Origin of the sequence: Methylosinus sp. PW1, assembly GCF_000745215.1 — a bacterium.
Taxonomy (GTDB): domain Bacteria; phylum Pseudomonadota; class Alphaproteobacteria; order Rhizobiales; family Beijerinckiaceae; genus Methylosinus.
The window spans coordinates 732107-747311 of sequence record NZ_JQNK01000008.1 but is presented as its reverse complement, the minus strand read 5'-3'; the positions used below and the strand labels follow the sequence as shown (position 1 = coordinate 747311).

12 protein-coding genes and 1 tRNA gene are annotated in these 15205 nt (G+C 60.9%); 8 read left to right on the top strand and 5 right to left on the bottom strand.

The genetic code is table 11. The features are described 5' to 3' along the window. The first annotated feature begins 91 nt into the window (after nt 1–91). The 5 genes from fba to K369_RS09130 all read left to right on the top strand — a co-directional run bounded on the left by fba (nt 92) and on the right by K369_RS09130 (nt 5898). Nucleotides 92–1174 carry a class II fructose-bisphosphate aldolase gene (gene fba, locus K369_RS09150; RefSeq protein ID WP_018264880.1) on the top strand — a complete coding sequence of 361 codons (1083 nt, stop codon included), beginning with the start codon at nt 92–94 and terminating at the stop codon, nt 1172–1174. A gap of 88 nt (nt 1175–1262) precedes the next feature. After that, nucleotides 1263–1949: a ribulose-phosphate 3-epimerase gene (rpe, locus tag K369_RS09145; protein ID WP_036290501.1), complete on the top strand. Its 687-nt coding sequence runs from the start codon at nt 1263–1265 to the stop codon at nt 1947–1949. Between the two features lie 84 nt (nt 1950–2033). After that, a complete protein-coding gene (locus K369_RS09140) occupies nt 2034–3524 on the top strand; it encodes a pyruvate kinase (RefSeq protein WP_036290050.1) in 1491 nt (496 codons plus the stop codon). A 78-nt stretch (nt 3525–3602) separates the two neighbouring features. After that, a tRNA-Gln gene (locus tag K369_RS09135) sits at nt 3603–3677 on the top strand. 97 nt (nt 3678–3774) lie between these two features. Beyond that, nucleotides 3775–5898 carry a DUF6538 domain-containing protein gene (locus tag K369_RS09130; protein WP_156967818.1) on the top strand — a complete coding sequence of 708 codons (2124 nt, stop codon included), beginning with the start codon at nt 3775–3777 and terminating at the stop codon, nt 5896–5898. Nucleotides 5899–5972: 74 nt separating this feature from the next. Here K369_RS09130 and K369_RS26415 read toward each other — a convergent pair whose 3' ends face one another. Genes K369_RS26415 through K369_RS25530 form a run of 3 tightly spaced genes read right to left on the bottom strand, consistent with a single transcriptional unit; the run spans nt 5973 to nt 9292 of the window. Then, nucleotides 5973–6977 (bottom strand): hypothetical protein, encoded by a 1005-nt coding sequence (locus K369_RS26415; protein ID WP_156967817.1) that lies wholly within the window; start codon nt 6975–6977, stop codon nt 5973–5975. A 3-nt stretch (nt 6978–6980) separates the two neighbouring features. Continuing rightward, a complete protein-coding gene (locus K369_RS25535; protein WP_084570594.1) occupies nt 6981–8087 on the bottom strand; it encodes a DUF3696 domain-containing protein in 1107 nt (368 codons plus the stop codon). Further along, nucleotides 8084–9292, bottom strand: coding sequence for a DUF262 domain-containing protein (locus K369_RS25530; protein WP_084570593.1), 1209 nt, complete (start codon nt 9290–9292; stop codon nt 8084–8086). The genes K369_RS25535 and K369_RS25530 overlap by 4 nt, the downstream gene beginning before the upstream one ends. Nucleotides 9293–9544: 252 nt before the next feature. Here K369_RS25530 and K369_RS09120 point away from each other — a divergent pair, with 252 nt between their 5' ends. Beyond that, nucleotides 9545–11608 carry an ATP-dependent helicase gene (locus K369_RS09120; RefSeq protein WP_036290044.1) on the top strand — a complete coding sequence of 688 codons (2064 nt, stop codon included), beginning with the start codon at nt 9545–9547 and terminating at the stop codon, nt 11606–11608. 197 nt (nt 11609–11805) lie between these two features. Here K369_RS09120 and K369_RS25525 read toward each other — a convergent pair. Beyond that, a protein-coding gene (locus K369_RS25525; protein ID WP_156967816.1) for an IS5 family transposase occupies nt 11806–12566 on the bottom strand; the annotation gives its coding sequence in 2 pieces (ribosomal slippage) (nt 11806–12233 and nt 12233–12566; 762 coding nt in all). A 104-nt stretch (nt 12567–12670) separates the two neighbouring features. On the opposite strand from K369_RS25525, the gene K369_RS09105 reads away from it, so the two are divergent. Beyond that, complete coding sequence (locus tag K369_RS09105; RefSeq protein WP_371033307.1) at nt 12671–13681, top strand: IS110 family transposase; 1011 nt, start codon at nt 12671–12673, stop codon at nt 13679–13681. Here K369_RS09105 and K369_RS09100 read toward each other — a convergent pair. Then, the gene (locus tag K369_RS09100; RefSeq protein ID WP_036286195.1) at nt 13639–14841 is read right to left on the bottom strand and encodes an IS256 family transposase; all 1203 of its coding nucleotides are present in this window, start codon (nt 14839–14841) and stop codon (nt 13639–13641) included. The two genes, K369_RS09105 and K369_RS09100, sit on opposite strands and share 43 nt — an antisense overlap. Before the next feature lie 61 nt (nt 14842–14902). On the opposite strand from K369_RS09100, the gene K369_RS09095 reads away from it, so the two are divergent. Next, nucleotides 14903–15112, top strand: a complete 210-nt coding sequence (locus K369_RS09095) for a hypothetical protein (RefSeq protein ID WP_036290038.1) — start codon at nt 14903–14905, stop codon at nt 15110–15112. The last annotated feature ends 93 nt before the right edge of the window (nt 15113–15205 follow it).

Here is a 15205-nt window from a genome sequence, read left to right as displayed (position 1 = left end):
CTATCAGCGGAATCGGCCTGCGCCCCCCATATTGCTCTGGCGGCGCCGTCGTAGACTTTAATCGAATTCCGGCACTGGGAGGACACCGCAAATGGCGCTCATCACCCTGAGACAATTGCTCGACCACGCCGCCGAGCACGACTATGGCGTGCCGGCCTTCAATATCAACAATATGGAGCAGGGCCTCGCGGTGATGGAAGCCGCCGCCTCCGTCGACGCTCCGGTCATCATCCAGGCGAGCCGCGGCGCCCGCTCCTACGCCAATGACGTGATGCTGGCCAAGATGATCGAGGCGCTGGCGATCATGTATCCCGACATTCCGCTGGTCATGCACCAGGACCACGGCAATAGCGAAGCCACCTGCGCCAGCGCCATTCGCTTCGGCTTCACCTCGGTGATGATGGACGGCTCGCTCGAGGCCGACGGCAAGACGCCGGCGAGCTATGACTACAATGTCGCGGTGACGCGCCGCGTGGTGGATCTCGCCCATTGGGTCGGCGCCTCGGTGGAGGGCGAGCTCGGCGTGCTCGGCTCGCTGGAGACCGGCGAGGGCGAGAAGGAGGACGGCCATGGCGCCGAGGGCAAGCTCAGCCACGACCAGCTGCTGACCGACCCCAGCCAGGCGGTGGATTTCGTCGCCCGCACCAAGGTCGACGCTCTCGCCATCGCCATGGGCACCTCGCACGGCGCCTATAAATTCTCGCGCAAGCCCGACGGCGCCATTCTCGCGATGCATGTGATCGAGGAGATTCACAATCGCCTGCCGAACACGCATCTCGTGATGCACGGCTCCTCCTCCGTGCCGCAGGATTTGCAGGATGCGTTCAACGAGGCCGGCGGCGAGATGCCGCAGACCTGGGGCGTGCCGGTCGAGGAGATTCAGCGCGGCATCAAATATGGCGTGCGCAAGATCAACATCGACACCGATTGCCGCATCGCCGTCACCGCCTCCATCCGCGCGACTCTGCTGAAGAACAAGGGCGAGTTCGACCCGCGCAAATATCTGAAGCCGGCGCAGGAGGCGATGCGCAAAGTCTGCAAGCAGCGCTATGAGGAATTCGGCGCCGCGGGCCAAGCGAGCAAGATCAAGCCGATCCCGCTCGCCGACATGGCCAAGCGCTACGCCAGCGGCGCGCTCGATCCGCAATTCGCCGGAGCCAAGGCCGCGGAGTGAGGCGCAGCCGAAGAAGGTTCGCGCTCTCCTTCTCCCACTCGTGGGAGAAGGAGAGCGTCTCGGCGCGAGGGTAACGATGGAGTTCAGCATGACGAATGACATCATCATCGCCCCTTCCATTCTCTCCGCCGATTTCGCGCGGCTCGGCGAGGAGGTGCGCGATGTCGTCGCCGCCGGCGCGGATTGGATTCATCTCGATGTGATGGACGGGCATTTCGTGCCCAACATCACCTTCGGCCCCGGCGTGGTGAAGGCGCTGCGCCCGCACGCCGCCTGCACTTTCGACGCGCATCTGATGATCGAGCCGGTCGACCCTTATGTCGCCGCCTTCGCCGAGGCCGGCGCCGACATCATCACCCTGCACGCCGAGGCCGGCGCGCATCTGCACCGCTCGCTGCGGCTCATTCGCTCGCTCGGCAAGAAGGCCGGCGTCTCGCTCAATCCCGGCACCAGCGAGCGCGCGCTCGATTATGTGCTCGACGATGTCGATCTCATTCTGGTGATGAGCGTCAATCCGGGCTTCGGCGGGCAAGGCTTCATCCCCTCGCAGATCGACAAGATTCGCCGCATCCGCGAGATGATCGGGCGGCGTGAGATCTTCCTCGAGGTCGACGGCGGCGTGACGCGGCAAACGGCGACGGCGATCGTCGAGGCCGGCGCCGATGTTCTCGTCGCCGGCTCCGCCGTCTTCGCCGGGACCGGCGCCTCGGCCTATCGCGAGAACATCGCCGCACTGCGCGGCGCGGCCGCAGCCGCCGGCGCGCTGGCCGTGTGACGGCGCGCCGCACGGAAGCGTTGCGAAAGCGTCATAATATCGGGAGAAAGCTGCAGCCCCCCGCCGCGATTGGACGTCACCCGAATGAAGGACGCCGAATTCAGGCATGCGAGCGAAGCTCGCGCCGATCTCCATGAATTGCTGACCGCCCTGTCGCGCTTGCGCGAGGAGGTCGACGCCGACGGCCGAGCGCTCATCGAGAGCTGGGGCGGGCCGTTTTCGACAGAGTTCGCGCCGGCTGCGGAAAATCTCGCCCATTATCTCGCCCTGCGCCGGCGCGATCTCAGCGATCTGCAAGCGCGCCTATCGGCCTTCGGCCTCTCCTCGCTCGGCCGCAGCGAGGCCAAGGTGATGGAGGCGCTGGATGCGCTTCTGGCAACGCTGCGGCGGCTCTGCGGCGAGGCGGACGCCCCCTACCCCACCCCAGCAGCCATGCGCGCTGGCGAGGACGCTCTGAGCGCCGCGCGCGACTTGATTTTCGGCGCCGTCCCCACGACGCCGCACGCCGTCGTGATGGTCACGCTGCCGAGCGAGGCGGCGAGCGAGCCCGAGCTGATCCGCCGCCTGATGGAGGCCGGCATGGGCTGCGCGCGCATAAATTGCGCGCATGACGACGCCGCCGCCTGGAAAGCGATGATCGGCAACATACGCGCCGGCGAGCGCGCGCTCGGCCGCAATTGCCGCGTGCTGATGGACCTCGCCGGACCGAAGTGCCGGATCGAGCAATTGCGCGCGCCCGAGAAGCTGCGCCTCTATCGTGGCGACCGCTTCGCCATGGTCGCGGCGCTCGATCCGCGCGCCGCCGGGCCTGTCGCCATCCAGCCGTCCTTTCCCGAGACGATCGGCCAGCTCGCGCCGGGCGCGGAAGTGTGGATCAACGACGGGAAGATCGGCGCGCGCGTCGTCGGCGCGAGCGCGGGCGCCGTGGAACTGGAAGTGTTCAGCGCGCGCGGCAAGGGCGAGCGGCTGAAGGTCGAGAAGGGCCTCAATTTCCCCACCATCGATCTGCGCCTGCCGCCGCTGACGCCGAAGGATTTTCGCGATCTCGATTTCGTCGCGGCCGAGGCCGATCTCGTCGGCTTCTCCTTCGTGCAGGAGACGGCCGACGTCGATCTCCTCCAGGACCATCTCGCGGCGCGGCGCGGCGCTCTGCCCAAGCAGACGATCGTGCTGAAGATCGAGACGCCGCTCGCCGTGCGCAATTTGCCGCGGCTCATTCTGCGCTCGGCGCAGCATCATCCGACGGCGGTGATGATCGCCCGCGGCGACCTCGCGGTCGAGCTCGGCTTCGCCCGCCTCTCCGAAATGCAGGAGGAGATTCTCTGGCTCTGCGAGGCCGCCCATGTGCCGGTGATCTGGGCGACGCAGGTGCTCGACCAGTTCATCAAGGACGGCGCGCCGAGCCGGGCCGAGACCACAGACGCCGCCATGGCGCAGCGCGCCGAATGCGTGATGCTGAACAAGGGGCCGTTTCTCGCCGAGGCGGTGACGTTCCTGCGCGACGTTCTGGCCCGCATGGATCGCCACCAATCGAAGAAATTCGCCCGCTTCACCCCGCTGCGCGCCTGGGACTGAAGCGCGCGAGACGGTTGCGGAGGCGACGCCGGGGCATTATGGGATAGCCGCCGCCGGCGAGTCGGCCGGTCGGCGCGATGGGGCGTCGCCAAGTGGTAAGGCAGCGGATTTTGATTCCGCCATACGGAGGTTCGAATCCTCCCGCCCCAGCCAGAATTCCGCAAATCATTGGAATCGCTAGAAAATCGCTTCAGCTGGGGCGCGTTTCCACATCCGTGTGACACATGGCTGGTACACCACGGAGATTTTCGTGCCCGCCATACCCCATGTCGTGCGTCGCGGCGCGTTCTATTATTGGCGGCGGCGACTGCCATCGGCGCTTGCCGAATCGAGAAATTCTGCGACGCTGATTCTCGGCCTGCGCACCAGCAACCCCGGGAGAGCGCGCTACCTCGCCGGCCAGATTTCCGCGCTCGCCGATCGTTGTTTCTTTCCGGCCGCCATGACCAGTCGCCTCTCACAGCAGCAAATTCAGAAGGTGTTCCGCATCGTCTTCACGCAGCACCTCGACAAGCTCGAGGCCGTAGCGGCGCGCGAACGCACGGAGAACGATTTCGATCCCGAGAAGAGCCGCCGCAGCGAGCGCGTGATGGGGCACGTCTATCGCCTGCTCGAGACGCGCGGGCGCGCCGCGGCCGTCGACGAGCGCTCCGCCGCGCAAATGGCGGCGCAGGGCATGAGGCCGGACGAGATCGCCGAGATCGCCTTCATGCTCGATCTCATGCAGCGCCAAAACGTCTCCGCCGAAAAGCAGGAGCGGCTCGCGACGCTCGTCGAGGAGGTCGGCGGCGAGCCCAATCCGATGAATCTCGCGCTCGCGCAGGAGACGGTCTACCGGGCCTTCGCCGAGGCGAATTTTCAGTCGGAGCGCCGGCATGACGGCGTGCGCGTCGAGATCGAGAAGACCATCGCCGACATTCTGAAGGATCACGCCAAGGCGCCCCGCGACTCGGTCGATCACGCCGAGACGAGGCTTGTCGTTGCGCCCCTCGCCTCATCCCCGATTGTCGTCCCTCGAGAAGCGACCGCGACGGTCGAAGGCGCCCGAAACGAACATGCGCCGCCGTCTGCCGACCCCGCGCCCACGCCGAGTCCCGCCAAGGCGGCGAGAACGAAGCCGTTGACGCTCGACGAGCATCCATTCGTCGTGCTCGCCGAGGGGATCATCCAGAAGAATGCGGACGCCAAGGCCTGGGACACGAAATCCCAGCGTCAGGTGCGTCAGATTTCGCGGCTTTTCGCGAGGCTCCTCCTCGAGCAGGGCGTCGTCGAGTTCGAAGACATCCACCAGAAGCACCTGGGCGATCTCGACGACCTCTTCGGCGCTGTCGCCAAGAGCTACGGCCGCAGCCCGCGAGACAATCACAGGACGCTCGACCAGCTTCGCGCGATCGGCGCGGCCAAGCCGCCATCGGAGCGCGGCTTGGTCGCCGGAACGGTCAATCGGCATTTTTCATTTCTGGGCCAGGTCCTCGCCCATATTCGAAGCCGCGGCCACAAGCTCGACCGGGACATCGACATGACGCTGATGCGTCGCAAGTCCACGGAACGCGGGCGCACGAAGCGTGGACTCCTGACCGAAGCCGACGCCGGCGCCATCTTCCGCCTCGCCTTCTTTATCGGCTGCGCCGGTTGGAAAGACGACGAGATATTGATCCCAGGCCCGCACGTCTTCCACCGCGCGCTGTATTTCGCGACGCTCATGCTCCACTACACCGGAGCGCGGCGCGAGGAGATCTGCGGCCTCTCCGTCCGCGACGTGGCCTACGTCGACACGGTGATCGACGGCAAGTTACAACGCCTCCACTATATAAAGATCAGAACGAGCGAAATTCGGCGCATCAAAAATCTGTATTCCGAACGCTCGGTCGTTCTGCACCCGGAGCTCATCCGCCTCGGCTTTCTCGATTATGTCGCGGCCGTGAGAGCACTCGGCTATGAGATGGTCTTCCCCGATCTCAAATCGCCGACATCCTCGTCACCTCTGGGCGATCGGCTCTATGACGAGCTGATCGACGGCCTGCACCAAGCCATTCCCGACGCCAAGGAGCGCAAGAAGGTCATCCATTCGATGCGCAAATCTTTCGGCAATTCATTGAAGCAGAAGGGGATTCATAGCGAGATTCGGAGCGACATCATGGGGCATTCGGGCGCCACCCCGACCGAGGAAATCTACTGCGACGCGATCGCGCTCGCCGACATGCTGCCGAGCATCATGAAGATTCCGATCGTGACGGCGCATCTACAGCCTCACCCGATCCGCCTGCTGCCCTGGGTGCAGGACAAGCTGCGGCCGCCATTCTCGCGGAAGCGGAGGGGGACGGATGGCGCGGGTCCGGGACGCAGGCGGATGAGAAAGACGAAGGGAGAATGAGAACCCTCGTGACCCGACTCAGGCCGTCAATTTCGAAAAAATAGCATCACGCGTGCAGGTATTGCTAGTCGCAATTAATTATCTCCAGGCAGCGGCAAATGCGGGTGGAAAATTGCGATGACAATTTTATCGCCGCATTCCGGGATAGGCGGATGAAGGTACAATCTATTTTGATGCGGTTCCAATTTGCCGTGCCACTCACAATAGAGTGTACGTGGTCCAATTTGAACCTCGCGCGCCTGACGGCAGCGGGAGTTATTGTATACATTGGGCTTCTCCGGCGCCATCGAGAGATTTAACTGTTCAAACCTCTGCTCAACAAGTTGGTTTGGAGGGCACGATCTGTCGCTAGAATTTGCAAACTCCGCAGGACTAAGCGCTGGTGGAGGGCAAGTGAAAGCAGCACCGCCATAATCATCAAGTATACTTAGATATCGTCGAATTTCGAAACTCAACGCGTAGTACCCGCCGACAAGACTCCTCAGTCCACGCCAAACGGCCGGATAAAAATAGAGGTTTGGGAAAGCGTGCGGCGCAATGCTCTGCAATGTCTCTTCGTTATTACCTTCAACATCAATTGCAGACCGCCAGAAGTTCTTGTGATTTTCTTCACAATTAATCCAATAGATAGTGGCAACACCTCTGCCTGACACTGTCTGGTGTGGACCAGATCGGCGGATAGATAGGCAAGCTACTGCTCTCCTATTCCTGACGTTATGGTGCGCCCATGCGACGTCAATATTTTCGATAGCCGGGTCGCAGTCAACTCGAATAATTGTTTCTTCCATACCGTCCGGCCAAACATTCTCGTCGGCATAACGAAGCGCTTTTCCAAGCCATGCTGCAAGCTCTTGGCGCAACTCAGGTGATAATTTCAGAGGCGACTCCGGAGAAAACAAACTCCAAATATCAAACTCGCCCAGCACTGGCCGCGTCTGGAGGTCATCCCCAATCCAAATAGCTTCCCGCCGGGCCTGGGCCGTCGAAACTCGTTCGAGCATAAGTTCGATGCTGGCAGCGACTTCATCCGCAGACCAGCCATCGAAATGCCACTCGGAACCATCCACAACGAACGCCAAAAGTCACCTCTTTCTACGAAGTCGCCCCAGCGAGGCGACATCAATCTGATACTGATCAAAAAAGCCAAGGGGCCAGTCGGAAACGCCGCCAATGGGAGTGAAGCGAAGTTCGTGGACAGCAATATCATCACCTTCAATCGAATCAAAAAAGTGCACCACCGCCTTGTCGTGATCGAGGTAATTGTACTCTCCGATCGCTCTGCGGATGCCATTCAAAACATGATCTGAATGAGTCTCTATGATTACTTGGACACCTCGACCGGCGAGCCACGCTAGAAATATTCCGATGCGCGACTGTCCTGCTGGATGCAAATGCGCTTCGGGGTTTTCAACAATGAAAAGACCTCCCGTCATAGCGATGAGGCCACCTAAGATCACAGGAAGGGCGTATGACACTCCGAAGCCCATGTTCGGCGCTCGCACCCACGTTCCTCCGGGTTCTCTGAAACTTAGAGCTGTAACGGAAGAACCTTGGTAGCGCTCAGCGTTTATTTCGACCGGTCTCGCGATTTCCCCAAGCCAGTGCTCTACCTCATACTTCAGAAGGGCCGGTGCATTCTTTTCCCTATCGGGATGCAACCGATTAATATCCTCCATCAACTTTCCGCCGAGCGTTGCCAGCAATTGCGCACATTGCTCACCGCGAACTCCAACTTCGAGTTGTTCCGCTGGATACGGAGAGGCTCCTAAAATACTTTTCGGGCCGAGGCGTTCCGCACACAGATACGTAAAAGATCTCGGGCACGCAGAATACGCCGCCGGTGGACTTTCAGGCTTTTCCTCAACAGTCAGATAAAGTGCGTCATCAGCAGGCGCGCCAAACTTCCAGTTTGAAGTCTCTTTCGAGTTGGAGCTTATTTTTATCTCGATTGGATCGATGGAGTTCCAATTTCGTACGTCTTCAGCGGTACCAAGTTCGATTCCGAAGGGTCCATTCAATCGAACCGTATTGTCCGAAGCTCCCGCCGATGCCTCCCACGCCAACAAAAGCGCGTGGACCACTGACGTCTTTCCCGATCCATTCAAGCCCGTCAGGATGCTCAATGGCCCTAGTTTAAAATATTGACTTTGAAAGCGCTTGAAGTTTTGAATGTCAACTCCCGTGATCATTTTATTGCCCCCGCCAAAATATCTTTAGTATAACAGAGTCTTCTCTCTACCGCCTTTGGATCACCGGTTCCTACAGTAACAGATCGGGAGTATTCCGGATCGGCAAAAACAGAACGAAATGCGTCAACAATCTTCTGCTTATTTGGTAACAATAAATCGAGCCGATAGTCAGCCAGGGCTATAGCCTGTGCTTCAAATACAGCACGATTGATTGGCCCTCGCCTTACTTGGTTAGGTGGGAAGCGACGAAATGCAGCCTTTTGTAAAATGTTATGAGCATTCTGCATCGCCCGCGAGAAATCCACTTTGAGCTCATCCATTTCCTTGGCCGAGACCGCTGGCTGATCGCTCGAGCAACCATCAAGTCTTTTAGTATACGCTACCAGAAACGCATCAAGGCTAGAATGCTTTCTATACTCCGCATCAGAATAGTTGCGGAATGCACAGAATCGCAAAATAAGCTCACGATTAGTCATTCTTCCGCTATCTCGAACTTTATCAAATCGACCATTTGAGTTTTGCGTTCGACGCCAATAATGCCACTGTGTTGCCTCATCAAATTCACGCATCTCAGAAAGCTCTGTAAGAAAATCTCTAGATCGCTGCTTGCTCATAGCATGACGAATTTCTTGGGCAGAAAGCGGACTACCAAGGGTATTAACTCGACTAAAAATATCGTATTTTACCTCGTCTGGCGTTTGTGGCTCTATAATATGAACCACGATTTGCGTGCTTCGAAAGCGACGTAGAGCTGGAGAATCCAGCTCAGAAAATTTCAAATCATGAAGATCAGTTAAATACTCAAGATCGGCCTTGTCCAGCGTGTGATTGTCCTGCATGAATAGTGATATAGTTGAAAGCCGCTGAACGCCGTCAACGACCTGGTATTTTCCTTCGTTATCCTGATTAAAATAGAACGCAGGAAGAGGTATACCAAGAAGTATAGACTCAATAAGCCGTGTACGTTGACGTTGCTTCCAAACATAATCACGCTGGAAATCAGGCGACAAATCTATATCCTTATCGCGAATTTGATCTACGACGTCCCGCAGAGAAAAGTGCTTCGTTGTGATTCGGATTTTGCCGGGATCCCAGGGTTTGACAAATGCATCGCCTCGGCCAGTATCTTCATCATCGATAGCGTCAGGCGCAGTTTCGTTTTCGTCATCAGCCGAAGGGTGAGGAGAGGATTTGTCGGCAGACATTGAGCGATACCCAGGTGGTTAGGATGCACGACTTCTAGCTTGAGATAGAATCCTACGCATCATCGTATAGCGGGGCAAATCAAAGCCGGCGAAACGTCGCTGGTACGGGAGCGAAATATCGCTTATGGTACCTCCTGGAAATTCGAACCGCCCCACCAGCGTCACTTTCATCTCCCCGAGATACGCCGCCATTGCGAACAAAACAAGAATTATGTTTCACTCCACGCGCTCGCTCACCCTGCCGATTCGCCCATGACCGCCGTCGCCTATCTCGAAAAGCTCAACGCCGAACAGCGCCGCGCCGTCGAGCACGGCCTAGCTGACGGCTCGTCGGCTTCCGCCGGCGGCCCACTGCTCATCATCGCTGGCGCAGGCTCCGGCAAGACGAACACGCTCGCCCATCGGGTCGCACATCTCATCGTCCGGGGCGCCGATCCGATGCGCATGTTGCTGATGACCTTCTCCCGCCGCGCCGCCGCCGAGATGACGCGCCGGGTCGAGCGCATCTGCGCCGAGGCGCTGGGCGCCAAGGGCGGCGGCGATGTCCTCGCCTGGGCGGGCACGTTTCACGCGATCGGCGCGAGGCTGCTGCGCGAATATGCCGGCGCCATCGGCCTCGATCCCGCCTTCACCATCCATGATCGCGAAGACTCTGCCGATCTGATGAATCTCATCCGCCACGAGCTCGGCTTCTCCAAGACCGAGAGCCGCTTCCCGACCAAGGGAACGTGCCTCGCGATCTACTCCCGCGCCGTGAACGCCGAAATCCCTCTCGAGCAGGCGCTGCTCGGCGCCTTCCCCTGGTGCGCCCGCTGGCATGACGAGCTGCGCCGCTTGTTCGCCGCCTATGTCGAGGCGAAGCAGGCGCAGAATGTGCTCGATTACGATGATCTCCTGCTCTATTGGGCGCAGATGACGCAGGACGAAGCCCTCGCAGAGGAGATCGGCGGCCGCTTCGATCACATTCTCGTCGACGAATATCAGGACACCAATCGCCTCCAGGCCTCCATCCTGCTCGCCTTGAAGCCCAAGGGCCAAGGGCTCACCGTCGTCGGTGACGATGCGCAATCCATCTATTCCTTCCGCGCCGCCACTGTGCGCAACATTCTGGAATTTCCGAAGAGCTTCACGCCGCCGGCGGAAATCGTCACGCTCGACCGCAATTATCGCTCGACCGAGCCGATCCTCGCCGCGGCCAACGCAGTGATCTCGCTCGCCGCCGAGCGCTACGCCAAGAACCTCTGGACAGAGCGCCGCTCCTCGGAGCGACCGCAGCTCGTCGCCGTGCGCGACGAGAGCGATCAGGCGCGTTTCATCGCCGAGCGCGTGCTCGAGGCGCGCGAAGCCGGCATGACGCTGAAGCAGCAGGCGGCGCTGTTCCGCGCCTCGCATCACAGCGCCATGTTGGAGCTGGAGCTCGCCCGCCGCAACATTCCCTTCGTGAAATTCGGCGGGCTGAAATTCCTCGACAGCGCCCATGTGAAGGATGTTCTCGCTTTGCTGCGCTTCGCGCAGAACCCGCGCGATCGCGTTGCCGGCTTTCGCATACTGCAAATCCTGCCCGGCGTCGGCCCCTCCTCCGCGCAGAAGATTCTCGACTTCCTGATCGAGCGCCCGGACCCGCTCACCTGCCTCTCCGAGGCGCCGACGCCGCCGCGCGCCGGCGAGGAGTGGCGCGGCCTCGTCGCGACGATGCAAGTGCTGCATGCGCGGGAGGGCTGGCCGGCGGAGATGGAAGCGGCGCGCCGCTGGTATGAGCCGCATCTCGAGCGCCTGCACGAGGACGCGCCGAGCCGCCTCGCCGATCTCGTCCAGCTCGAGCAGATCGCCGCCTGCTATCCCTCGCGCGAGCGCTTCCTCACCGAGCTGACGCTCGACCCGCCGGACGCGACCAGCGACGAGGCCGGCCCGCCGCTGCGCGACGAGGATTATCTCATCCTCTCGACGATCCATTCCGCCAAAGGGCAGGAGTGGAAGTCGGTCTTCGTGCTGAACGCCGTCGACGGCTGCATCCCCTCCGATCTCGCGACGGGAACAGCGGCGGAGATAGAGGAGGAGCGCCGGCTGCTCTATGTCGCGATGACGCGCGCGAAGGACAGCCTGCGGCTGGTGACGCCGCAGCGATTTTTCACCCACGGCCAGCCGGCGCAGGGCGACCGGCATGTCTACGCCGCGCGCACACGCTTCATTCCGGCAGAGATGCTGCGGTTTTTTGAATGCGTGAGTTGGCCGGCCGCTGCGACCGTGGGCGAGCGTCTCGCAGGGGGTGGGCTGCGGGTCGATGTGCGGGCGAAGATGCGGGGAATGTGGGGATGAACGATGAAGACGACGAACCCGAAGGTGAAACGCCTCGTCTATGCCGCGCGCCATCCACTCCTGAACGAAGCTCGGTTCCGGGAATGACATAGCCCGAAGAGCGCTAGAATACATACGTCCCTGACCCGGAGTCGACGTTCGCGGAAGCCCCCGACTTCGGACCAAACTGGCGCTCGACTTTCACTTAGGCTCAGGACTCATTGATTGAGATAGAAGGCGACAGCGGCGGCGATGCATATGGCCGAGAAGAAGGCGTGGGCGCATCGATCGTAACGGGTGGCGATGCGCCGCCAGTCTTTGAGCTTGGCGAAGAGGTTCTCGATCTCGTGACGTTGCCGGTAGAGCCCCTTGTCGTAATCGAGAGGCTTCTTACGGCTCTTCGTCGGTGGAATGCAGGGGTCGGTCCCGCGCTCCGCGAGCGCTCGGCGAAACCAGTCGCTGTCGTAGCCGCGATCGGCGATCAGGGCCGAGGACGGCGGCAGCGCGTCGAGCATCAGCCTCGCGCCTTTGTGATCGCTCATCTGCCCTTCGGTCAGCATCATGACGAGCGGCTTGCCGGCGCCGTCGCAGACGACGTGGAGCTTGGAGTTCAGCCCGCCTTTCGTGCGGCCGATACAGCGGGAAAGAGCCCCTTTTTTAGGAGGCTCGCCGCCGTCCGATGCGCCTTCAAATGAGTGGAGTCGATCATGATCCGCTCCGGTTTCGGCCCTTCTCCTGCGAGCGCGGCGAAGATACGATCGAAGACGCCGAGCCGGCTCCAGCGGATGAAGCGATTATAGAGCGTCTTGGGCGGTCCATACTTCTTCGGAACGTCCTTCCATTGCAGGCCGTTCTTGATGACGTAGACGATCCCGCTGACCACACGGCGGTCGTCCACCCGCGGCACGCCATGCGCCAAGGGAAAATGAGGGGAAATTCGCGCCATCTGCATTTCGCTCAGCAAAAACAAATCACCCATCAAAGCCTCCATATCGGAGACCTTGAGACGCTATGTCCTTTTTTGGGTGGCTCGTTCCGCGGCATGCAAAGACGAGGATTGGCCGACGAATCGGTCAGAGCCTCATGCATGGGGAACGAGCCATGAAACAGTCTACGACGACCTATGTGGCGATGGATACGCACAAGAAGACGATTTCGATCGCGCTCGCGGATGGCGGCCGACGCGGAGAGACGCGCTTTGTCGGCGAAATTCAGAACCGTCCGGACACCGTGGCGAAGATGGTCGATCGGCTCGCCAAGAAGCACGGCAAGTTGGCGTTCTGCTATGAAGCCGGGCCTTGCGGTTATGGGTTGTATCGGCAGCTCACATTGCTTGGACACGAGTGCGTGGTGGTGGCGCCTTCCCTGATCCCGACACGACCAGGCGACAGGGTGAAGACCGATCGCCGTGATGCGGTGACGCAAGCGTCCTTGTTCCGCTCGGGCGAACTCACGCCGGTCTGGGTTCCAGACGACGCTCACGAAGCCATGCGCGATCTGTGCCGCGCTCGGCAGTCGGCAGTAGAAGCGCTGCGGCGCGCGCGTCAGCAAGTGTCGGGCTTCCTTCTGCGCCACGGCCGTATTTATGCCGACGGCGACCATTGGACGAAGAAGCATCGATTTTGGCTCGCGGCGCAACGATTCGAGCATCCGGCGCGACAGATTGCCTTCGAGGAGCTGGTGCAGGCGATGGACGAGGCGAAAGCTCGCCGTGATCGATTGGCCAAGCAGATGCAGGAACTCCTGCCTTCCTGGTCGCTCGCCAAGGTGGTCACGGCGATTCAAGCCTTGCGCGGGATCGCTGCGATCGCGGCCATCACTATCGTGGCTGAGATCGGCGACTTCAAGCGCTTCGCCAATCCGCGCCAGCTCATGGCCTATCTCGGGCTGACGCCGACCGAACGTTCCTCCGGCGCCAAGACGGCGCGCGGAGCGATCACCAAGGCAGGCAACACACGGGCGAGACGCATGTTGGTGGAGAGCGCCTGGACCTACCGCCTGCCGGCGCGGATGGGACTGTCAGGAATCTTGTGTGCGGGGCCGGGTTCCCATCACGCCGCGACGAAGCGATCATCGAACATGATGGCGAATTGATTTTTCGCCTCGCACCATTCGCGAGGCGCCATTTTCCACTCTCCCGCGACTTGGCGCAAGACGAGATAGAGGAGCTTCATCGCCGCGTCATCGGTCGGAAAATGCCCTCTCGTTCGCACGGCGCGCCGCAGCTTCGCGTTCAAGGATTCTATGGCGTTCGTCGTGTATATGATCCGTCGCACCGCGATCGGAAAGGCGAAAAACGGGATGACCTGCTCCCAATTGCGCCGCCAGCCCTGCGCGATCGACGGATATTTCTTGCCCCAATGGCCGCCGTCGAAGGCCTCCAGAGCTTCGCGAGCCGCCTCGGCGGTCGGGGCGCGATAGATCGTCTTCAGCGCGCCGGCGATCGCCTTGCGGTCCTTGTATGAAGCGAATTCCATCGAGTTTCGAATGAGATGCACGATGCAGGTCTGCACGGTCGTCTGCGGAAACACCGCATTGATCGCCTCCGGAAAGCCCTTCAGGCCGTCGACAACGGCGATCAGTATGTCGCCGACGCCGCGGTTCTTCAGCTCGTTCATCACCCGAAGCCAGAATTTGGCGCCCTCCGAGGTCTCGATCCAAAGGCCCAGAATATCCTTGGTTCCGTCCGGCGTGACGCCGAGCGCGACATAGACGGCCTTGTTGCGAACCAGGCCCTCATCGCGGATTTTGACGCGCAGGGCGTCGAAGAAAACCAAGGGATACATCGCCTCGAGCGGCCGGTTCTGCCATTCGGCGACGGTCTCCAGCACGGCGTCGGTGACCGTCGAGATCAGATCGGGCGAGACCTCCAGGCCGTAGAGCTCGAGCAAATGGCCCTGGATCTCGCGCACCGTCATGCCGCGCGCATACATCGACACGATTTTCTCGTCGAAGCCGGGAAAGCGGCGCTGATAGCGCGCGATCAGCTTGGGATCGAAGCTCCCCTCCCGGTCCCGCGGAACTCTGATGTCGATCTTCGACGTCTCGGTCAGCACGGTCTTCTTCGAATAGCCGTTGCGATGGTTCGCCTTACCCGCCGCCGCTTCGCTCTCGAGATGGTCGTCCATTTCGGCGTTCAGAACCCGTTCCGCCAGCGCCTTCTTCAGCTCGTCGAACAGGCCGTCCTTGGAAAAAACCTCCTTCGGATCGCGTCCCGACAGCAATTGGTCCAGTGTGTCCTTCTTGATCGCCATAGCCCGCCTCCTGCGGTTCTACTATGGCCCCGCACACAAGATTCCTGACAGTCCCGCGCGGATGGGAGCGGATATCCTCAAGCGCAACGAGGCCTTGCCGCAGGCCATCAAGGAGATCGCCTGGAAGGCCCAGGCGCGCCTTTGCGCCAGGTATCGCCGGCTCAGCAAGGCGGGCAAACCGATCAACGTCGTCTGTGTCGCGATTGCGCGCGAACTCGTCGCCTTCGTGTGGGCGATCGCAACGAACAGCGCCATCACCGCGGTCGCCTAGCAATCCGAGCGGCTGAACAAGGGAGAACAAGCGTTCTGACAACATATCTGCGCATCGCCGGAGGCGGGGGCACGGTAGGGCAACCCTCGCTGT